The sequence below is a fragment of the Corynebacterium sp. HMSC11E11 genome, assembly GCF_001807025.1.
Lineage (GTDB): Bacteria > Actinomycetota > Actinomycetes > Mycobacteriales > Mycobacteriaceae > Corynebacterium > Corynebacterium freneyi.
The window spans coordinates 1-20,064 of sequence record NZ_KV787173.1 but is presented as its reverse complement, the minus strand read 5'-3'; the positions used below and the strand labels follow the sequence as shown (position 1 = coordinate 20,064).

Here is a 20,064-nt window from a genome sequence, read left to right as displayed (position 1 = left end):
TTACGCCTCCTTCTTCGTCGTGCCGGTGGTCCGGGTTGCGTTGCTTTGCGACGCCTCCGTGTTGGCGGCAGCGGCCGTGCGGATGCGGCCGGCGGGGCGGATGCCGTCTTCGCGCCAGTCGTCGGGGAGCATGTGGTCGAGCAGGTCGTCGACGCTCAGCGCTCCGAGGAGGTGGCCTTCGTCGTCGATGACCGGCCCGCACACCAGGTTGTAGGTGGCGAAGTACCGTGCGGCGATTTCGTCGTCGTCTTCGGCGTACAGGGGCGGCAGGTCGGGGTCGAGGATGCCGCCGATCTGCGTCGACGGTGGTTCGCGCAGCAGTTTCTGCAGGTGCACGCAGCCGAGGTAGCGGCCGGTGGGCGTCGCCGTCGGGGGACGCACGACGAAGACCATCGACGCCAGCGACGTCGGCAGCTCCGGGTCACGCGCCCTGGCCAACGCCTCGGCGACGGTGGTGGTGGGCTGGAGGATCAGAGGGTCCGACGTCATCAGACCACCGACGGTGTCGGGTTCGAAGACCATGAGTCGCCGCAGCGCCTGCGACTCCTCGGGGGCCATGAGTTCCAGCAGCACGTCGGCTCGGTTTTCGTCGAGTTCGCCGAGCAGGTCGGCGGCGTCGTCGGGATCCATCTCCTCCAGGATGTCCGCGGCGCGTTCGATGGTGAGGTCTTCCAGGACTTCGGTCTGGTCGTCGTCGGGAAGTTCCTGGATGATGTCGGCGAGCAGTTCGTCGTCAAGCGCCTCTGCGATGCGGCGGCGCCGTTCATTGGACATGTCGGCCATGGCGGAGGCGACGTCGGCGGGGCGCATCTCGTGGAACTCGGCGATGAGCTCGGTGTCGTGGTCGCTGGGTTCCGCGCCGGCGCCGAGGCCGTGGACGTGGTTCCACGGGGCGACGGCGACATCCCGGCGGCCGCGCAACCCCCGTTTCGGGCCGAGCACGGCGACGCGGGTGAGGATCCAGTCGCGGGTGCGGGAGCGTTCCATCTCGACGTCGGTGAGTTCCTGCGGCACGCCGTGCAGGTGCTCCAGGTCGGGGTCGTCGATCTGCACCTTCGCGCCGACGAGGTCGCCGAGCACCGTCGATTCGCCCGGCCGCGCCCGGAATTGCCGCATGGACACCAGGCCGGAGTTGAGCAGGATCTCATTCGGCTCGATGGCGGTGATGCGCCCCATGGGCACGAACACCCTGCGCTTGTCGGTCAGCTGCAGCACCAGCCCCAACGCCCGCGAAGGGGCGCCGGAGGGGCGCAGCCGCACGACCACGTCGCGGGCCCGTCCGATGGCGTCGCCGTCGGGGTTGCGCACGATCATCCCCGACAAACGTCCGGCGTACACGCGATCGATTGAAGTCATGGACACAACAATAACCGCCGCGTCGGGGCCGCCGTGATTGGAACAAATTCCGAGGCCGGGCCGTTGAAGGGGGTGGAACGAGCGGGCATCCGCCGATTCACTTCCGTTGGCCGCCGGTCGCCGGCCGACACCGCCCGCAGCCGAGGATCAAAAGGAGCATCACCGTCATGGCCCAGGGCCGCCGCCCCTACGGAAAACCCACCGCCACGCCGCCCGAGGGATGGCCGATCGGAACCTTCACCACGTACGCCGAGGCGCAGGCCGCCGTCGACGAACTGTCCGACCGGGATGAGTTTCCGGTGTCGGATCTGACCATCGTCGGCGTCGACCTCATGCAGGTCGAGCGGGTGGTCGGCCGTCTGACGTGGGGCAAGGTACTCGGCGGAGGAGCGTTGTACGGCGTGTGGATGGGCCTGTTCTTCGGCCTGCTGCTCGGCCTGTTCCAGGAAGACTGGATCGCCCCGCTGATCACCGGCGTCGTCGTCGGCGCGGTGTTCGGCATCATCCTGGCCGCAGTGCCCTACGGCATGCAGAACGGCAAGCGGGACTTCGCGTCGACCACCGAGATCGTCGCAGGCCGGTACGACGTCCTGTGCAACCCCCGCAACGCCGAGAAGGCCCGCGACCTGCTCGCCCAGCGTCGACTGCGCTGATCGCTGCCAGGCTCCCCGTCAATGGGCGGGGACGCGGGCGTCGCAAAGCAAGCAGCTACAGCCACTTGTTGCGGCGCAGCAGCCATACCAGGAACGCGACGATCCCGGCCATGATGAGCAGGACGATGTAGTACCCGTACTCCCAATGCAGCTCGGGCATGCGGTCGAAGTTCATGCCGTAGATTCCGGCCAGTGCGGTCGGCACGGCGAGGATGGCGGCGTAGGCGGAAATGGTGCGCATGTCGGTGTTCTGCTGCAGCTGGATCTTCACGGCCGCGGCGTCGATCAGGGCGGACAGACGCTCGTCGAAACCCTGCGCCATGTCGGCGGCGACGAGTTGGTGGTCCAGGACGTCCGACAGGTAGCGGCGGACGGACTTCGGCATCAGCTGGCCGCGCATCGCCATGATGGAGCGCAGCGCCGTCGTCAGCGGGTCGATGGCGTGGCGCATCTCCAGGATCTCGCGCTTGAGGATGTAGATGTCCTCGATCTCCGTGATGTATCCCGGCTCGAAGACGTCGTCTTCCATGTCTTCGACGAGTTCCTCCAGCTGCTGGACGGTGCGCAGGTAGTCGTCGACGAGGTAGTCGGTGATCGCCCACAGCACGCCCGCCGGCCCCGGCTGGATCAGCTCGGGGTCCTCGGCCACGCGTTCGCCGAGGATGCTCAGCGCCTCGCGGGCCATGCCCATGCGGATGGTGATGATGTAGTTGCGCCCCAGCACCATGAGCAGCTGGCCGGTATTGATCTTCTCGTTTTCGTCTTCCTCCGTGCCGTCCGGGTTGTAGTGGACGGAACGGATGACGAAAACCATGTGGTCGTCGTGAATCTCGACCTTCGGGCGCTGCCGCTGCGTCAGGGCGTCCTCGACGGTGAGCTCGTGGAGGCCGTACTCCTCGGCGATGGCGTCCATCTGCACCGCGTTCGGCCGTGACAGCGACAGCCACACGAAACCTTCGCCGCGGTTGCGGACCTCTTCGAGTGCGCTGCGGTGGTCGAATTGCCCCGGCAGGCGGTGTCCGTTGACGTAGACGCCGCAGTCGCGCATCGCGTCCTGCGCCGGCTCGAATGCTTTGCGACGATTCGTCCGCGGAGTCGGCCGGGGGGACGAGGGCACTGGGACCTCCTACGTGGGTAATCTGGCGGCGTATTGCCGATTGACGGAAGCGAAGTGGTGAAGGCCGTGAGCGGTGCCGCGAAGATGACGGAGGTCCGGCGCATCGGAATGAGCTTACGACGCGACCGGAGGTATCGCCGAACGGGTCAAGCACGGGGGGCAATGCGCATGCGGGGTGCGGAGTCGACGGGGACGTCGACGGCAAGGCTGCCGGTGATGCTGTCGGCGACGCTGGCGACGACCCTGGTGCTGGCCGGCTGCGCGTCCCAGGACCCCGCCGTGCCCGTGCCCGCCGAACAGTCCGAGCCGGTCGTCGTCGGCGCCGACGCGCGCATCGCCCAGCAGGCCGTCATGGCCGAGGTGTACGCCGGCGCGCTGGAACGGCGTGGTCGGGAAGCCGCGCCGGTCGTCGAGGTGCCCGCCGACGAACGGATGCTGGCCGTGCAGTCGGGGACCGTGACGCTGTCGTTCGGCTGCACCGGCGAACTGCTGGGGCTCATCGACCCGGCGACCGCCCGCGAACTCGCCGAGGAATACCTCGCCGACGACGACCCCGGCAAGGCCCTGTCCGCCGAATGGCGCGACCGCGTCTACGGCGCCATGTCGGCGGCGCTGCCCGGAGAAATCATGGCCACCGACCCGTCCAACGCGCAGGGCTGCGGCCGCGAGGACGGACTCGACGAGGACGAGGCGGCCGCACTCGAAGCACGCGCGGACGAGGACCCCGGCGCCGTGCTGCCGCAGCACATCGTGCCCTTCTACCTCAAGCCGGCGTTGACGAGGGCCGACCGCGTCAACGTCCTCAACCGCGTCGCCGGGTCGCTGTCGACCGAAGAACTCGACGACCTGACCACCCGCGCCACCGCGGGGGAAAACCCGTCGGAGGTCGCCGCCGAATGGCTCGACACCTCCCGATTCACCACCGGGTAGACGCCGGGGGATAGGCGTCGTCAAGCAAATCGCGCACAGCCCAACCGGACATGCGGAAGGCCCCCGCCCCGACCCGATGGTCGGAAGCGGGGGCCTCGTCAAACCCTGATGCGCGGGCGGCCTACTTGAAGGCCTCCTCGAGCAGAGCCTTCTGTTCCATGGCGTGAACCTTCGCCACACCCGTCGCCGTCGACGACTGGGCGCGACGCGACACGCGGGTCAGCTTCGGCATGTCCGGCAGGACCTCCGGCAGACCCAGCGCCAGGAACGGCCACGGACCCTGGTTCGCCGGCTCGTCCTGGACGAAGCGAACCTCGGTGGCGTTCGGGTAGTTGTCGAACGCGTCCCGCAGACGGTTGAACGGGATCGGGTGCAGCATCTCCAGGCGGACGATGGCGACGTCGTCGCGCTTGTCCTTCTGGCGCTTCTTCTCCAGCTCCCAGTACAGCTTGCCCGACACCAGCAGGATCGTCTTGACCTTGTCCTTGTCGCCCTGTCCGGACTCGAAGTACTGGTCGTCGATGACCGACTTGAACTTCTTCTGCTCGGTGAACGCCTCCACCGGCGACACCGCGGCCTTGTTGCGCAGCATCGACTTCGGGGTGAAGACGATCAGCGGACGGTGCAGGTCCGACAGCGCGTGACGACGGAGGAGGTGGAAGTAGTTCGCCGGGTCAGACGGCTGAGCGACGGTGTACGAACCCTCGGCCGCCAGCTGCAGGAAACGCTCGATGCGGGCGGAGGAGTGGTCCGGGCCCTGGCCTTCGTAACCGTGGGGCAGCAGCAGGATCAGCTTGGAGGTCTGGCCCCACTTCGCCTCGCCGGAGGAGATGTACTGGTCGATGATGGTCTGCGCGCCGTTGGCGAAGTCGCCGAACTGCGCCTCCCACGCGACGACCGCGTCCGGGTTGCCCAGCGTGTAGCCGTACTCGTAACCCATGGCCGCGAACTCGGTCAGCGCCGAGTTGTACACCATGAAACGGCCGCCGTTGCCCTGCGACTCGGCGTAGGCGTTGACCGGGTTGTACTCGGCGCCGGTGTTCGGGTCGATGAGGACCGCGTGGCGCTGGGTGAAGGTGCCGCGGCGGACATCCTCGCCCGCCAGGCGGACGGTGCGGCCGGCGCCGGCGAGCGAACCGAACGCCAGCAGCTCCGCGAAGCCCCAGTCGATGCCGCCTTCCTTCGCGGCCTCGGCGCGCTTCTTGGCCACCGGGGCGACGCGCGAGTGCGCGGTGAAGCCCTCGGGGAGGTTGACGTGCGCGTTGCCGATGGCCTGCAGCTCGACCTTGTCGATGCTGGTGTCCAGGCCGTGCGGCAGCGGCTGGGAGCCGGTGATGCCGGTCTGCTCGCCCGGGCCACCGCGCTCGGCGGCGCGGACCTCGTTGAACACGGCCTCCATCTGGTCGTGGAAGTCGCGGCGGGCGGCCTCGGCCTCTTCCTCGGACAGGTCGCCGCGGCCGATGAGGTCCTCGGTGTAGGCGGCGCGCACGCCCTCCTTGGCGTCGATGACGTCGTACATCGCCGGCTGGGTCATCGACGGGTCATCGGCCTCGTTGTGGCCGCGCTTGCGGTAGCAGACGAGGTCGATGACGACGTCCTTGCCGTAGCGGTTGCGGTACTCGACGGCCAGCTGGCCGACCCACACGACGGCCTCCGGGTCGTCGCCGTTGACGTGGAAGACCGGGCAGCCGTAGGCCTTGGCCAGGTCGGTGGCGTAGTACGACGAACGCGAGGAGTCGGGGGAGGTGGTGAAACCGATCTGGTTGTTCACCACGATGTGGACGGTGCCGCCGACCTTGTAGCCGCGCAGGGCCATGAGGTTCAGGGACTCCTGGACGATGCCCAGGCCCGCGAAGGCCGCGTCGCCGTGGAGCAGCATCGGCATGACCGAGTAGCCCTCTTCGCCGCGGTCGATGATGTCCTGCTTGGCGCGCGCCAGGCCCACGACGACCGGGTTGACGGCCTCGAGGTGGGACGGGTTGGCGGTCAGGGTGATGTCGATCTCGCCGTCGCCGAACATCTGGATGTGGCGGCCCTCGGTGCCCAGGTGGTACTTCACGTCACCGGAGCCGCCGGCCTGGGCCGGGTCCATGTTGCCCTCGAACTCGGTGAAGATCTGCGACAGGGGCTTGCCGACGATGTTGGCCAGCACGTTGAGGCGGCCACGGTGCGGCATGCCGATGACGACCTCGTCGAGGCCCTGTCCGGCCGCGGTGTCGATGGCGGCGTCCATCAGCGGGATCAGCGACTCGGCGCCCTCGAGGGAGAATCGCTTCTGGCCGATGTACTTGGTCTGCAGGAAGTTCTCGAACGCCTCGGCGGCGTTGAGCTTCTGCAGGATGTACTTCTGCTCGGCGTGCGTCGGGCGGGGCTGGCCGCCCTCGATGCGGTCCTGCAGCCACTCGCGCTCGTCGGCGTCGAGGATGTGGGTGTACTCGGAACCGACCTTGAGGCAGTAGGCGTTGCGCAGGCGGATGAGCACCTCGCGCAGGGTCATGCGCTCCTTGCCGCCGAAGCCGCCGACGTTGAACGTGCGGTCGTAGTCCCACAGCGACAGGCCGTGGGTGGCGATGTCGAGGTCGCGGTGGTCGGGGGTGATGATGTTCGGGTGGTCGAAGTGCAGCGGGTCGATGTCCGCGAGCAGGTGACCGCGCTGACGGTAGGCCTCGATGAGGCGCATGACGCGGGTGTTCTTGTCGACGCCGACGTTGGGGATGTCCTGCGCCCAGCGGACCGGGGTGTAGGGCACTCCCATGTCCTCGAAGATCTGATCCCAGAACTTGTCGTCGACGAGCAGCTGCGACATGGTGCGCAGGAACTCGCCGGACTCCGCACCCTGGATGATGCGGTGGTCGTAGGTCGAGGTGATGGTCACCAGCTTGCCGACGCCCAGCTCGGCGAGACGGTCGGCGGAGGCGCCGGCGAACTCGGCGGGGTAATCCATGGAGCCGACGCCGATGATGGCGCCCTGGCCCTTGGTCAGGCGGGGCACGGAGTGGCGGGTGCCGATGCCGCCCGGGTTGGTCAGCGAAATGGTGACGCCGGAGAAGTCCTTGCCGGTCAGCTTGCCGTTGCGGGCGCGGACGACGATGTCCTCGTAGGCGTCGACGAACTCCTTGAACGACAGCGTCTCGCATTCGCGGATGGCCGCGACGACGAGGGCGCGGGAGCCGTCCTTGTTCTGCATGTCGATGGCCAGGCCCAGGTTGATGTGCTCCGGGACGACGAGCGTCGGCTTGCCGTCGACGACGTCGTAGGAGTTGTTCATGTCCGGGTGGGCCATGACGGCCTTGATCATCGCGTAGCCGATGATGTGGGTGAAGGAGATCTTGCCGCCGCGGGTGCGCTTGAGCTGGTCGTTGACCAGGGTGCGGTTTTCGAACATGAGGCGGGCGGGCATGTCGCGGACCGACGTGGCCGTCGGGACCTCCAGCGAGATGTCCATGTTCTTGGCGATGGCCTTGCCGATGCCGCGCAGGGCGGTCTTGCCGGCCTCGGGGGCCTCGGCGGCCGCGGCGATGTCCATGGGGGACTTCTTCGCCCGGATCGGGGAGGCCTTCTGCGGGGTGCCGGTCGGCTCCGGTCCCTTCGACGGGCGGCGGCCGGTTTCCCTGGCCTCGGCCTCGGTGGCGGCTGCGGGCTTGGCCATCGGCGCCGGATCCTGCGGGTTGTTGCGCGGGGTCGCGGAGCCGACGCGGCTGGCGGCCGACAGGTCCGAACCGGAGGCGTTCTTGGTGAAGTAATCGCGCCATTCCGGGTCGACGGAATCGGGATCCTTCTTGAACTGCTGGAACATCTCGTCGACCAGCCACTCGTTCTGGCCGAAGCTCATGTCGCTGCTCACGGCAGGTACTCGCCTCATTTCATGTTGATTGCATCTGCGCGTTGACTGCGGAGTTTTTGGAGTCAATCAAGGATAACGGTTGTTGTCCCGTTCCTCCACGTCCGCCGCCCCTTTATGGTACGTGTCCCACAGCCGAGCGTAGGGGCCGCCCGCCGCCAGTAGAGCGGCGTGAGCCCCGTCTTCGATGATGCGACCATTTTCGATCACCAAAATTCTGTCGGCGCGGGCTGCGGTGGCGAGTCGGTGGGCGACGATGACCGAGGTGCGGCGGCATGTGGCGCGGTCGGCGGCGGCGAGGAACGTCGCTTCGGTGGCGGGGTCGAGGGTGGCGGTGGCTTCGTCGAGAAGCAGCAGCGCGGGGTCGACCATTTCGGCGCGGGCCAGGGCGATGAGTTGGCGTTGGCCGGACGACAGACCGCGTCCGCGTTCGTTGACGGGGTGGGTGAAGCCGCCGGGGATGGCGGCGATGGCGGTCAGTGCGCCGACGCGGCGGGCGGCGTCGGTGATGGCGTCCTCGTCGGCGTCGGGGCGGCCGTAGGCGATGTTCGATGCGATGGTGCCGTGGAACAGGTGGGGTTCCTGGGGCACGTAGCCGAGGGTGGCGCGCCATTGTTCGAGGGGGAATTCGCGGATGTCGGTGCCCGAGGCGCGCACGGCGCCGGACACGGGGTCGTGGAAGCGGGCCAGGAGCTTGACGACGGTCGACTTCCCCGCACCGGTGGATCCGACCACGGCGATCGTTTGCCCGGCGGGGATGTGGAGGTCGAGTCCGTCGAGCACGGTCGGCGGGAGGGAGGTGGGGGCGGTGGTGTCGGCTTCCTCGGTGGAGTCGATGGTCGCACCGGATCCTGCATCGGTCTTTCGGCCGGTGGTCGCGTCGCCGTCGGAGGCGTCGGAGTCTGCGGGGGCGTAGCGGAAGGTGACGTCGTCGAGTGCGACGTCGCCGGCGGCGGCCGCCCGGGCTCCGTCGCGGGCGCCATCGTCGGCGACGGTCGGTTCGGTGCCCAACAGGTCGGAGATGCGGGTCAGGCCGACGCGCGCTTGCTGGTAGCCGTCGAAAACCTGGGACAGCTGCTGGATGGGGCCGAACATCATGCCCAGGTACAGGGTGAACGCGATGAGCACGCCGGCGGTGGTGGCGCCCTCGGCGACCTGGGTGGCGCCGACGAAGAGCACGGCGGCGGTGGTCAGTTCGGCGATGAGGTTGATGCCGGGGAAGAAGACGCTCACGGCGGCTTGGGCACGGATGCGCAGGCGGCGGTAGCGGTCGGACTGGCGGGCGAAGGATCGTTCGACGTCGGCGACGCGGTGGTGCATCTGGATGGCGCGCAGGCCGCCGATGGTCTCCTGGAAGTCGGCGTTGACGGTGGAGACCTGTTCGCGGGCGGCGGCGTAGAGCTTCGACGAAATCGACCGGAAGACCGCCGTGGCCACCGCGACGATCGGCAGCGCCAGCAGCGCCACCCCGGCCAGCGTGACGTTGGTGGCCAGCAGCATGCCGGCGACGCCCAGGAGGGTGGACAGGGCGATGATGCCCTGGGCGACGCCGGTTTGCAGGAAGGACGACAGGGCGTCGATGTCGGTGGTCATCCGCGTCATGATGCGTCCCGACCGTTGACGTTCGAAGTAGTCCAGTCCCAGCGAATGCAGGTGGCGGAAGGAGCGGACGCGCAGGGCGTAGAGCAGTCGTTCGCCGGTGCGGGAGGTCAGCACGGTCGTGGCGGCGATGGCGATGAAGCTCACGGCCACGACGCCCAGGCCGGCTGCGGCGGCGAGCCAGAGGGTGGTTTCGTCGCCGGCGGACACGCCGTCGTCGATGGCCCAGCGCACGAGCATGGGGAACGCGAGGTCCGCGGCGGTGGTCACCAGCAGCAGTGCGACGACGGCGAGAATGAGCATCCGTGCGTTGGACAGCAGGTTCGGCAGGCTGAACGGCCGCGAGTCGTCGAGGGCGGAGGCGGCGATGCGGGGTTCTTCGTCGGCCGGGGGCAGGGCGGCGATGCGGTCGAGGAGGTCCTGGGTGACCGGGGCGTTCATCATCGCGGCCCCCATGCCGCCGCCCATCCCGCGATGGCCGCCGCCCCGGCCGCCCCCGCCGCCTGCGCCCATCGCACCGCCTGCGCCGCCACCGCTCATTCCGGCTCCCGCGCCCGTTGCCGAGATCACGCGGTCGGACCCGACGCCTGCACCGGCCTCGGTCTTCGCCGTCGGCCACAGCACCGCCCGGTCGGGTTCCGCGGCGTCGGGTGCGTCGATGACCAGGGGATCGGCGTCGCCGTCGCGTTCGGCGTCGAGCGCGGCGCGGGCGCGGGCGCGGTCGTCGTCGGACAGGTCCATCAGGTCGGCGAATCCGGGGTGGCCGGCGAGAAGTTCGTCGCGCGTGCCGTAGCCGGTGACGCGCCCGCCGTCGAGGACGAGGATGCGGTCGGCCAACTCCAGGGTGGAGGAACGGTGGGCGACGACGACCGTGGTGATGTCCCCGTAACGGGTGCGCAGCGCGTCGAAGATGAGGGCTTCGGTGGCGGCGTCGATGGCGGAGGTCGCGTCGTCGAGCACCAGGATCCGCGGCCGGGCGAGCAGAGCACGGGCGAGGGCGACGCGCTGGCGTTGGCCGCCGGACAGGTTATGGCCGCGCTCGCCGATGGCGGTGTCCCACCCGTCGGGCAGCTGGTCGACGAACGTCACCTGCGCATCCTCGGCGACGGCCTCGATTTCCGCGTCGGTGGCGTCGGGTTTGGCCAGCGCGATGTTGTCGCGCAGCGTCCCCGAACGCAGGAACGGCTCATCGGGCACGACCGTGATCGCGCCGCGCACGTCGTCGGCGGTGGCCAGGGCGATGTCCGCGGCCCCGGCGTCCTCCTTGCTTGACGACGACCCGCCCACGATCTCGATCGACCCGGAATCGGCGACGTAAAAACGCCCCAGCAACTCCGTCAGGATCGTCTTTCCCGCCCCCGGCGGCCCCACCAGCGCCAGGGTCGAACCGGCGGGGACGTCCACGTCGACGTCGTCAAGCAAAGTGCGCCCGCCCCGAGAATGCGTCACTCCCCGCAACCGCAGCCCCACCGGCCCCGCCGGCACGGCAACCGGGTCGTCGGGGTCGGGATGATCCGGCACCGACTCGATGACCTCGCCGACGCGATCGATGCTCGCCGCCGTGAGCTGCAACGAAATGATCATCGTCGACACCATGCGGGACAAGGCCGTCAACGTCGTCAAATACGTGGCGAACGCCACGAACGTGCCCACGGTGATCGAACCCCGCAACGCCAACCAACCGCCCACCGCGATGTTGACCACCAACGACACCTGCGGCAAAGCCTGCAACGCCGGCTGAAACCGCGCGTTGAGCTTCGCCGACCGCATCCGCAACGCATACAACGACCGCGACAACGCATCCAGCCGCGCCACCTCACGCGACGACTGCGCGAACGCCTTGACCACCCGCACGCCCGAGACGGTCTCCTCCACGTGCGTCGCGACGTCCGCCGCCTTCTGCTGCGCCGTCCACGTCGCCGCATACAGCGCCGAGCGGGACTTCACCGCGACCGCCACCACCAGCGGAATCACCGCCAGGCCCACCACCGTCAACGGCAGGGAAAGCATGAGCATCACGCCGATGGTCAACACGATCTTGACCACCGCCCCCAACGTCAACGGCAACATCGCGAGCATCCCCTGAATGCCCTGCAAATCCGAGATCGCCCGCGAAACGACCTGACCCGTGCGCACCCGGTCCTGCGCCGGGCCGTCCAGCGCCTGCAACGAACGCAGCAGCCGCACCCGCAAATCATGCTGGACGTCAAGCGACAGCAGCCCCGCGGTAAACCGGCGCACCACCTGCGTGAGGAACCGAGCCACGCCCACGCCCACGAACACCGCGATCACCGCAGCCAGCGGTGCCAGGCCGGGCAGCAGCGCGGTGGAGGTGCCACCATCGCCCTGACCCGTCGCGACGTCGATCGCATCGCGCGTCAACAGCGGGATCACCGTCTCCAAAGCGACGAGCACCACCGTCGCGACGACCACCGCCGCCAACGGCCCCGGATGCCGAAGACACGAACGCCAGATCACGCGCGCCGGGTGGGTCCCGGGTGCGGCGGCGGGACCCGGCATCTAAGCCTCGGGGCTCTTGTCGGAGGAGCCGTCCTTGCCCGTGTCATCGTCCTTGCCGCCGATCCACCCGAACGACAACGGAAGCTTCGGCAGGGAGAACTGGGCCTTTGCGAGGTCGTCGTCGGAAAGCACGAACTCCTCCGGCCACGACGCCGGAATCGGACCAAGCGCCAGACGCGCCCGCTCCATCAACTTCTTGGCGATCTTGCGATTCGCCCCCGCGCCCACGAACGCGCCGATGCCCATCGGCATCAACTTGCCGATCATCGCCATCCGCGCCGACTTCGCGAGGCGCTTCTGCGCCTGCTTGATCATCATCTTGTTCAGCCCGCCCAGCTGCGGGACGCCCAAACGCGCGATCAGCGACGCCGCCGGGTCCTTCGCCGGGGCCTGCTTCCGCAGCGGCTGATCGCCCATCGCCGCCGCGACCAGCGCCGTGCCCGACGCGCCCATCAACGTCACCAGCACCAGACTGCGGCGCCGCTCCTCCTCGCCGATGCTGATGCCCCGCAGCGACGCCGACGCCAGCGTGTACCAGGCGGCGATCTCGAGGAAGACCACCGACTCCAACGCCACCGCGCCGAGACCCGTGACGAAACCGACGCCCGGGATCACCGCCGCGCCGCCCGCCGCGCCACCGGAGCCGGTGACCAGCGCCAGGAAGTGATCGTCGATGCGCTTCTGGATCTGCGCCGGAGTCTCGTCCGGCTTGCGCGCGTGGAGCTGCCGGACGTAGCCCGTGATCGCCGAGGTCTGCCAGCCCATCGCGGTGTCCAGCGAACGGATCAGGAGGCGGCCGGCGATGCCCGTCTCGTCCTGCAGCTTCTTCGGGTCCGAGCCGACGGCGTCGGTGACGAAACCGCCGTCGCGCGGGGCGCTGTCGAGGCCGACGGGGCCGTCGCCGTTGGCGTCGTCTGTGGTGCGGGGCTTGGTCTTCGTGGCGTCGCCGTTCTTGCCGAAGAATCCGAACATGTGGCGTCCTTCCTGGTCGTCGGCCATCAACCGCCGAGAATCGACTGTTGGCTGCCGGAGATGGTCTGCCGACTGCCGACGGTCGCCGGGGGTTATCGACCTGATTCTATCCGCATCGGCGATTCGCGGGACCCATTGGTGAGCGCCGTTACCCAACTGTGTCGTTGTTCATCCCGCGTGGCCATCCATCCCGTGTGTCGATCCACTGCGTGTGGCGATCCATCCCGTGTGGCCATCCATCCCGTGTGTTCATCCACTGCGTGTGGTGATCCATCCCGTGTGCCCCCGGGACTCTCGGACTGCTCCGGTTTCCCTGTTCGGCCGTCTCGTCTGGCCCCGGATTCTCGGCCCACTTCACTTCCTCGCGGTCTGCGGCGCACTCGACGGCGCCCAATCGCATCCTGGCGGGGTAACAAGTCCGCGATCGCACAAAACGGGACATTGTCGTTGGCTTCGACCTGGGGTTTTGCGGGTGTCGGTTGTCCCGTTTTGTGCGACCTCGCGGGATTCTGGGGCGGGAGTGGCTGGGGTGGGTGCGGTGGCTGCAGTGGTGGCGGTGGCCGGGTTGCGTGCGGTGGCTGGGGTGGCCTGCGCCGACTGTCCCTAGGCTGGAGGCATGCGCACGGCGAGAGGTGGACTGTCATGACCGACGGAACCGACGGAATCGACGGAACTGTTCCGGCCAACACGGGTCCGGTGCCCGAGCCGGCGCGGGAGTATGCGCGGACTCTCGCCGAAATCCCGCGGCTCACCGCCGAGGTCAATGCTCACGACGGCGCGCGCTGGTGGGCGGGCGAAGACGCGCGGACGTTGCTTTCCGACGACGGCGATTTCCTGCGCGCCCGAATCGACGCCGGCCGGGCGTTGTTCCCGATGCCCGATGCCGCGGCGAAGGATTCCGACGGCGCGGGCGACCAGAGGTTCCAAACGCAGCTGTGGTGGTATTCGACGTGCAATTCGTGGTTGGGCCCGGCGGCGGCGTCGATTGTGGTGCAGGGCCGGGCGCCGTCGGCCGAGTGGGCGGGGTTGACGGTCTTCGAGCGCGACGACTACTGGCTGGGCTTCGCCTCCGACTCCTTCGTGGATGTGGGCGCCGACGACGGCGTCGAGCCCGGCGACCCGGCCATGGCCGACGCGGTGCGGGCCTACGGGCGGGCGCTGGGGGAGCTGGTGGCGCCGGTCGTCGCGGCGATGGAGGAGGAGTTGGGGGTGCGGCCGGCGCCTTCGTGGGCGATCGTCGCCGATGGCCTGGCGGGCGCCGCGGTCGCCGCGGGCAATGAGGTGATGGAGCCGTGGGCGGGTGCGCTGATCGGATCGTGGCTGGTGGAGGGCTTGGGCGAGGTGGCGCGGGTGCCGGCGCCGCGTTTCGTCGACGTCGTCGCCGGCGCGGGGGCGGATGGCGTGGTGGCCACGGATTTGGCGGCTGCGGCGGATGGGGCGGTTGCGGACTTTGACGTCGTCACGCATGTGGAGCGGTCGTCGTGTTGCATGATTTTCCACTGTCCGGACGCTGACTTGTGCGTGTCGTGTCCGCGTCGGTCGGCGGAGGAGCGGCGTGCGTTGTGGGCGGGTGCGTGAGCGGGGCCGCACCGGGCGTGTGACGGGGTGGTTTTGGTGGCGGCGGGGGCGGCGGGTTGTCGCTACGATGGCGGTCGTGCCGCGGCCGGTATTCGGGCGTTGGGCTGACGTCGATTGAGGGAAGGGTCCCAGTCATGAGCTTCTTCGAGGATATTGCCGCGGCGCTGGATCGCGAGGACATCGAGAGCCGGGTTAACGGTGACACCTTGTTCGTGCCCATCACCTTGGATTTGGAGGTCCAGTTCGTCACGATCGACGAGGATTTGCCGGCGGCGGAGGTGTATGTCGCGGCGGCGGACGTCGATTCGGATGATGACGATTTCGAGGCCGTGTTGGTGTCGGTCGTGTTCTCGGTGGAGGATGCGGTCGATGCGGTGGCGCATCATGTGGCGACGGATCGGGTGGTGGCGTTGCTGCGCACGCTGCTTGATGGTGACGACGATCGCGTGTCGGATCTGGAGTTCGAGCAGGATCCGGAGGAGGCGACGTTGGTGTCGGCGGAGGTGGGGGAGTCGTCGGTGCTGCAGGTGTTGGTGTCGGCGAATGACAATGATCCGGTGGCGCATGTGCGGTTCATTGCGCAGGACGAAAATCTGGATGACATCGTCGATCAGGCGATTGCGGAGTTTTGGGATTCGGATACGGAGACGATTCTCACGGATGAGGATCGTCGGAAGATGTTCGCCGACCTGTATGCGGATGCCGCGAGCTTGCGCAATGAGGTTTTGACGTTGGGGTCGTTCCGCGATTTCGACAAGTTGTTGGATGTGCTGTCGCTGGCCGCGGATCGTGCCGAGGAGTGGGAGGATCAGCTCGCGCCGGTGGAGGATGGTTTCGCGGAGTCGTTGTATGAGTCGTACCGGGATGAGGATGACTGGGGCGATGACGATGATTACGACGACAATGACGAAGACGACTTCGATGACGAGGACGACTTCGACGATGATGAGCTTGACGACGATGACCTCGATGGCGAGGAGTCGGAGGATGATGGCGAAGAGGATGACTCCGACGACGATGACGACTCCGACGATGATGGCGACTCCGACGATGATGATGACTCGGACGACGCGGATGACGAGAAGTAGTCGCGTGTAGCGCGAATCGCGGGAGCGGGGCACTGGCATTGGGCCGGTGCCCCGCTTTCGCGTCTACGCTTCGGTGATTCGGGCTTCGGTGATCCGGTCGAGGGCGCGGGTGAGCGTCGCTTCGGCGCCTCGGCTGGTGGCGTCGGTGGCGAATGCGGGGTTTTCCAGGCAGCGCAGGGCGATCCCGTCGAGGGCGACTCGCAGGTCAGTGGCGAGGTTGGCCGAAGCATTGTCCGTCGGGGCCAGGTCGGGGCGAAGCTGTCCGACGATGTCGGTGCACAGTTGGTCGAGTTTCGCGCCGGCATCTTTGATCGACTCGCGGATGGGGGCGCTGTCGGGGTGGGCGGTGAAGAGCGCGAGCTGAACCACCAGTTGCGTGCGGGTGGTGTCGGTCAGGGGGATGACCTCGCGGAGGACGGCCAGGAACATGTCGCGCATGGGGGTTCCGGCGGCGAGTTCGCGGGCGTAGACGGCTTGGATCTGTGCGGCGGCTTGGGTGGCGTTGTCGGCCATGAGCTCGATGAACAGTGATTCGTGGGAGGGGAAGATGTGCCGGAGTGAGCCGGTGGCCATGCCGGCTTCGGCGGCGACGTTGCGGACGCTGGCGGCTTCGATGCCGCCGCGCAGGATCAAGCGGCGGGCGGCGTCGAGTGCTTGGGCCTTTCGTTCGTCGGCGGTGAGGCGTGGTCGGGGGCTGCGAGGGGAGCGCGAAGTGCCCGTTGAGCTACTGCCGGAATCTGCCATGACGCAATTCTAGCCCAGTCGTGCTAGTCTCCGTGATTAGCACGACCGTGTTAGAGGTGTGGAAGGGAAGTGATCGGCCATGGTGTACGCGATCATTGCGTGTGAGATTGGATTCTGGGTGCTCATCGCGGCGGGCCTGTTGGCGAGGTATCCGCTGGGTATGTCGCGGTTGGGGTTGGTGTTGTTGGCGCTGACGCCGGTGGTGGATGTCGCGTTGTTGGCGTTTACGGTCATTGATCTGCGTACGGGTGGTCAGCCGAGCTTGGTGCACGGGGTGGCGGCGTTGTATTTGGGTTTTTCGGTGGTGTTCGGCAAGCGCTCGGTGGCGTGGGCTGATCGGATGTATCGGCGGAAGGTGCGGGGCGAGGATGTCGCCGAACCGGACGTCGGGTCGAAGCTGCGCAAGGAGTGGGTGGACTTCGGCTTGGCCGTCGTGGCGGCGGGAATCGCGGCGGTGGTGTTGGAGGTGTGCGTTTTCGCCGTCGGTGGTGGCGTCGAAACGCAGGCCCTGCGCGAGTGGCATCCGCGACTTGGCTTGGTGTTGGCGATTTGGTTCGCCACCGGTCCTCTGTGGGTGATACTGACGCCGGGCGGGCGGCGTGGGGCACCGGCTACGGGCCCCATTGGCAACTGAGGGCGTCGGGGTTACGCTCCGAGTAACCAAAGGAGGTGCTGAACGCCATGGCTACTGGTGATCAGGAAGCGCGTCGTCGGCTCGAACGATGGATCGCAATGGAGGGGGAGGGCACCGAGATGGAACCGGACCAATCTGCGGTCTCTGCATATAGCCAGCTCAAGTCGAGAATCCGCCGGCGGGGTGCGACGTTGCCCCCGGAGGAGGCTGAGTGCGAGGTCGCTGAAGAAGTTCAGCGTATGAGAGAGGAACGCAAGCAGCCCGAGGATCTTCTGGCAGAGGGATACTGATGACGATGGGGGGAAGCGGGCAAGGGGAGAGGACGGATCGTCGTCGGCGATTGCTGCTGGACGCCAACGTCTTCATCTCGGACCTCATTTCGACAAATGGGTTAGCCGCGCCAATCATCGAAGCTTGCCTGGATGGCCGCTTCGTTTTGCTCTACTCCCAGGGGCTTCTTGACGAGCTGGAGAGCGTATTCGTACGAGAGAAGTTCCGCCGGTGGTTTCCTGTGGACGAGGGGTACGTTCTTCTCGATGTGATCCGAGTTGCAGGTGAAAGGGTCGAAGATCGGCCGGAGGGGGAGCATCCGAGGGTTTGCGTCGACCCCGATGACAACTACCTGTTCTCGGTCTACGAGGACGGGCATGCGGATGTGTTGATTAGCGGCGACAAGGGGGTCCGGGCTGTTCAATTCCCCGGATGCACAGTTTTGAGTCCAAAAGAGGCGCTTGGGCTTCTGGAGAAACAACACCCGTGGGGTTCTCACTTGATCAAGGGCAGCGAGGAAGAGGCGGTGGCAATGATGGCCGCTGAAGGGAACGGCGACCTGTTCAAGGTTGTCTCCATGTTCTCGGAGGCGCTGACCGGGATTCGCGAGGGCAAATACCGTCGGGAAATCGTGACCAAGCTTGTCGCGCCCGGTACCGAGGCTGCATGGCTTAAGGACCTCGATGAGGTGATGGCGATGGCGAGCGGTCGCGCGATCGCCACGAAACCATGGGTCATGGGGGTCGACGTTTGTGCGATGAAGCTCGTGCCGGACTTGGGTGACACCTACAGGTCGATAACTCCGACGATAGAGCTGGCGGACGTTGTATGGCTGACTTTGGTGCGCTACGGATCAATCCTGGATGGCGACGGAAGTGATCCACTTGGCTTCGGCGGTTGGAGGCCGCATTCGATCGGCGACTACCCCGTCGACCCGTCGCAGATTCAGCTCGACCGTCGGGAGTGATCACGAGACAGAGGCCGTGTGAAACCTCTACTTAGTTGATGAGTACTTGGGCCTCCTGTGCCCGTCGCCCGCTTTCCCTATCCTGGCCATCATGACTTCCGTTGATTCCGCGCTGCTGTGCGACCGCGCCTGCGGGTGCTTGCTTGGCCAGTTCATCGGCGATTCGCTGGGCAGTCTCGTGGAGTTTGAGACGCCCGAGGAGATCGCCGGGCGTTACCCGGACGGGGTGCGCGATCTCGCCGACGGTGGCACGTGGAATCTGATCGCCGGCCAGCCGACGGACGATTCGCAGATGGCGATGATGCTCATTCGTAGTTTGCAGCGCTGCGGCACGTTCGATGCCGATGACGTGATGCGCGGTTACGTTCATTGGTATTCGACGGGCCCGTTCGATATCGGCGGCACGTGTGCGCAGGCGTTGTCGGGTGAGGGGCTCAACGGGGACTCCCAGGCCAATGGCGCCCTCATGCGCGTCTCTCCGCTGGGCGTATTCGGTGCTCGCGAGGACGTTGGCATCGACGCCGCCGCCGATTTCGCCCGCGCGGATGCCGCCCTGACCCACCCGAATCCCGTCTGCGTCGATGCCAACGCGGTGTTCGTCACTGGTCTGGTCACCGGCATTCGTGGTGGCGCGGCCGGGGAGGTCGTCGATGCGATGGAGGCCGCCGCCTTGGAGCGGGCGGTGGCGCAGGCGATTGCGGCGGGCCGCACGGGTGTCGTCTCCGCGTATGAGGGGCACATGGGCTGGGTGTTGTTGGCGTTGTCGATCGCGGTGCGGCAGCTCGTGCTTTACGACGATCCCGTCGAGGCTCTCGTCGACGCCGTCGGCATGGGCGGCGACACGGACACCAATGCGGCGATTGCCGGGGCGTTGCTTGGCGCGGTGCATGGGGCGGGGGCTTGGCCGGAGCGCTGGGTGACCGGCGTACTGGAGTGCGAGCCGGCGGAGGGGCGCCCCGGTGTGGCGAATCCGTTGGGCCGTGAGTTCTGGGCGACGGGTCTGCTGGAGCAGGCCGACGAGCTGGCGGGCACGGACTACGGGGAGTAGGCGTCTACGCTGCTCGATGTCGTGAACTGAACAGTTCGGGTGGGCTGGTGAACACCCGGCCTTCACGGTCACCGATCCAGCTGAAGCGCAGGGCGCCGGTGGCGGGGTCGGTGCCGTTGGCGTGGATGTTGGCGGCGTCCCGGGCGTCGTGGAGGGCTTCGGCGATGGCGCGTGCATGTGCGTGTCGGGTGGAGGCGGTGGGGTGGTCGTCGTGAAGCCCCACGCGGATGGACACCGTGAAGAGGTAGACGGGGTTGCCGCCGAGCAGGAAGTACTCGGGGTAGCGCAGCGACAAGTCGCGGACCAGGCCGGCGGGGACGCGGAGGCGGTGGGTGCGGACGGTGGCGGTGACGGCGTCGGTGCCGGGCAGGGTGATGGTGTGGTCGAGTGCGCCGGGGCGCAGGTTGCGGGCGGCGACGGGGTGGCGGTGGAACGTGGAAACCAGCGCCAGATCGTCGGCGCAGGTGGTGCGGTAGCGGTCGGCGAGTGCGGAGGCGTGCCGGGGGAGTTGGTGCACGTCCGGGCGAACGGCGTCGGGGCAGGTGGTGGGCTGGTTGGCGGCGGGAGTGTTCGGGGAGGTCGTCATGGCCCGCACGTTAGACGACGGCTCGGACGGACGTTCGAAGAGCGTTCGAACGGGAGTGCGACAGTGGTGAAAAATGAAGGTTTTTCGTCCGAACGGGCTGGTAGCCTTTCGGAGCAAAGGTGAACGGGCTCTTCACGATTTAGAGTGCGTTGATCCGGGTG

The 20,064-nt window shown here is 67.6% G+C and carries 14 protein-coding genes; 7 read left to right on the top strand and 7 right to left on the bottom strand.

From position 1 onward, the window contains the following. Positions 1 to 1,356: a magnesium transporter MgtE N-terminal domain-containing protein gene (locus HMPREF3121_RS11465; RefSeq protein ID WP_083291727.1), complete on the bottom strand. Its 1,356-nt coding sequence runs from the start codon at positions 1,354 to 1,356 to the stop codon at positions 1 to 3. Between the two features lie 167 nt (positions 1,357 to 1,523). On the opposite strand from HMPREF3121_RS11465, the gene HMPREF3121_RS11460 reads away from it, so the two are divergent. Further along, positions 1,524 to 2,009, top strand: coding sequence for a YflT domain-containing protein (locus HMPREF3121_RS11460; RefSeq protein WP_070523640.1), 486 nt, complete (start codon positions 1,524 to 1,526; stop codon positions 2,007 to 2,009). Between the two features lie 55 nt (positions 2,010 to 2,064). Here HMPREF3121_RS11460 and HMPREF3121_RS11455 read toward each other — a convergent pair whose 3' ends face one another. Further along, the gene (locus HMPREF3121_RS11455; RefSeq protein WP_246580179.1) at positions 2,065 to 3,126 is read right to left on the bottom strand and encodes a magnesium and cobalt transport protein CorA; all 1,062 of its coding nucleotides are present in this window, start codon (positions 3,124 to 3,126) and stop codon (positions 2,065 to 2,067) included. Positions 3,127 to 3,288: 162 nt separating this feature from the next. Here HMPREF3121_RS11455 and HMPREF3121_RS11450 point away from each other — a divergent pair, with 162 nt between their 5' ends. After that, positions 3,289 to 4,056, top strand: coding sequence for a type 2 periplasmic-binding domain-containing protein (locus HMPREF3121_RS11450; RefSeq protein WP_141743093.1), 768 nt, complete (start codon positions 3,289 to 3,291; stop codon positions 4,054 to 4,056). 121 nt (positions 4,057 to 4,177) lie between these two features. Here the strand turns inward: HMPREF3121_RS11450 and HMPREF3121_RS11445 are convergent, their stop codons facing one another. The 3 genes from HMPREF3121_RS11445 to HMPREF3121_RS11435 form a co-directional block, all read right to left on the bottom strand. Further along, positions 4,178 to 7,900, bottom strand: coding sequence for a multifunctional oxoglutarate decarboxylase/oxoglutarate dehydrogenase thiamine pyrophosphate-binding subunit/dihydrolipoyllysine-residue succinyltransferase subunit (locus tag HMPREF3121_RS11445; protein WP_070523634.1), 3,723 nt, complete (start codon positions 7,898 to 7,900; stop codon positions 4,178 to 4,180). Between the two features lie 66 nt (positions 7,901 to 7,966). After that, positions 7,967 to 12,016, bottom strand: a complete 4,050-nt coding sequence (locus HMPREF3121_RS11440; protein WP_070523631.1) for an ABC transporter ATP-binding protein — start codon at positions 12,014 to 12,016, stop codon at positions 7,967 to 7,969. After that, on the bottom strand, positions 12,017 to 13,015 hold the full coding sequence (locus HMPREF3121_RS11435) for a hypothetical protein (RefSeq protein ID WP_070523628.1): 999 nt from the start codon (positions 13,013 to 13,015) through the stop codon (positions 12,017 to 12,019). It abuts the gene before it with no gap. 615 nt (positions 13,016 to 13,630) lie between these two features. Between HMPREF3121_RS11435 and HMPREF3121_RS11430 the strand changes: the two genes are divergently transcribed. Both HMPREF3121_RS11430 and HMPREF3121_RS11425 read left to right on the top strand, forming a co-directional pair. Continuing rightward, complete coding sequence (locus HMPREF3121_RS11430; RefSeq protein WP_083291715.1) at positions 13,631 to 14,566, top strand: (2Fe-2S)-binding protein; 936 nt, start codon at positions 13,631 to 13,633, stop codon at positions 14,564 to 14,566. A 134-nt stretch (positions 14,567 to 14,700) separates the two neighbouring features. Then, positions 14,701 to 15,654: a hypothetical protein gene (locus HMPREF3121_RS11425; protein WP_070523625.1), complete on the top strand. Its 954-nt coding sequence runs from the start codon at positions 14,701 to 14,703 to the stop codon at positions 15,652 to 15,654. Positions 15,655 to 15,717: 63 nt separating this feature from the next. Here HMPREF3121_RS11425 and HMPREF3121_RS11420 read toward each other — a convergent pair whose 3' ends face one another. Next, complete coding sequence (locus HMPREF3121_RS11420) at positions 15,718 to 16,398, bottom strand: TetR/AcrR family transcriptional regulator (protein ID WP_083291713.1); 681 nt, start codon at positions 16,396 to 16,398, stop codon at positions 15,718 to 15,720. Between the two features lie 79 nt (positions 16,399 to 16,477). On the opposite strand from HMPREF3121_RS11420, the gene HMPREF3121_RS11415 reads away from it, so the two are divergent. From HMPREF3121_RS11415 to HMPREF3121_RS11400, 3 genes are all read left to right on the top strand, one after another. Further along, on the top strand, positions 16,478 to 17,032 hold the full coding sequence (locus HMPREF3121_RS11415; protein WP_070523619.1) for a hypothetical protein: 555 nt from the start codon (positions 16,478 to 16,480) through the stop codon (positions 17,030 to 17,032). A 340-nt stretch (positions 17,033 to 17,372) separates the two neighbouring features. Then, positions 17,373 to 18,269 carry a putative toxin-antitoxin system toxin component, PIN family gene (locus HMPREF3121_RS11405; protein WP_168161407.1) on the top strand — a complete coding sequence of 299 codons (897 nt, stop codon included), beginning with the start codon at positions 17,373 to 17,375 and terminating at the stop codon, positions 18,267 to 18,269. 91 nt (positions 18,270 to 18,360) lie between these two features. Beyond that, positions 18,361 to 19,317: an ADP-ribosylglycohydrolase family protein gene (locus tag HMPREF3121_RS11400; RefSeq protein WP_070523743.1), complete on the top strand. Its 957-nt coding sequence runs from the start codon at positions 18,361 to 18,363 to the stop codon at positions 19,315 to 19,317. Positions 19,318 to 19,321: 4 nt separating this feature from the next. On the opposite strand, the gene HMPREF3121_RS11395 is transcribed toward HMPREF3121_RS11400, so the two are convergent. Beyond that, positions 19,322 to 19,903 (bottom strand): hypothetical protein, encoded by a 582-nt coding sequence (locus HMPREF3121_RS11395; protein ID WP_083291710.1) that lies wholly within the window; start codon positions 19,901 to 19,903, stop codon positions 19,322 to 19,324. Positions 19,904 to 20,064 lie beyond the last annotated feature (161 nt).

Bases quoted from the DNA above. Each gene is read 5' to 3' on its own strand.
- HMPREF3121_RS11465 (WP_083291727.1), bottom strand. From the start codon at position 1,356: ATGACTTCAATCGATCGCGTGTACGCCGGACGTTTGTCGGGGATGATC.
- HMPREF3121_RS11460 (WP_070523640.1), top strand. From the start codon at position 1,524: ATGGCCCAGGGCCGCCGCCCCTACGGAAAACCCACCGCCACGCCGCCC.
- HMPREF3121_RS11450 (WP_141743093.1), top strand. From the start codon at position 3,289: ATGCGCATGCGGGGTGCGGAGTCGACGGGGACGTCGACGGCAAGGCTG.
- HMPREF3121_RS11440 (WP_070523631.1), bottom strand. From the start codon at position 12,016: ATGCCGGGTCCCGCCGCCGCACCCGGGACCCACCCGGCGCGCGTGATC.
- HMPREF3121_RS11435 (WP_070523628.1), bottom strand. From the start codon at position 13,015: ATGGCCGACGACCAGGAAGGACGCCACATGTTCGGATTCTTCGGCAAG.
- HMPREF3121_RS11430 (WP_083291715.1), top strand. From the start codon at position 13,631: ATGACCGACGGAACCGACGGAATCGACGGAACTGTTCCGGCCAACACG.
- HMPREF3121_RS11425 (WP_070523625.1), top strand. From the start codon at position 14,701: ATGAGCTTCTTCGAGGATATTGCCGCGGCGCTGGATCGCGAGGACATC.
- HMPREF3121_RS11420 (WP_083291713.1), bottom strand. From the start codon at position 16,398: ATGGCAGATTCCGGCAGTAGCTCAACGGGCACTTCGCGCTCCCCTCGC.
- HMPREF3121_RS11415 (WP_070523619.1), top strand. From the start codon at position 16,478: ATGGTGTACGCGATCATTGCGTGTGAGATTGGATTCTGGGTGCTCATC.
- HMPREF3121_RS11400 (WP_070523743.1), top strand. From the start codon at position 18,361: ATGACTTCCGTTGATTCCGCGCTGCTGTGCGACCGCGCCTGCGGGTGC.
- HMPREF3121_RS11395 (WP_083291710.1), bottom strand. From the start codon at position 19,903: ATGACGACCTCCCCGAACACTCCCGCCGCCAACCAGCCCACCACCTGC.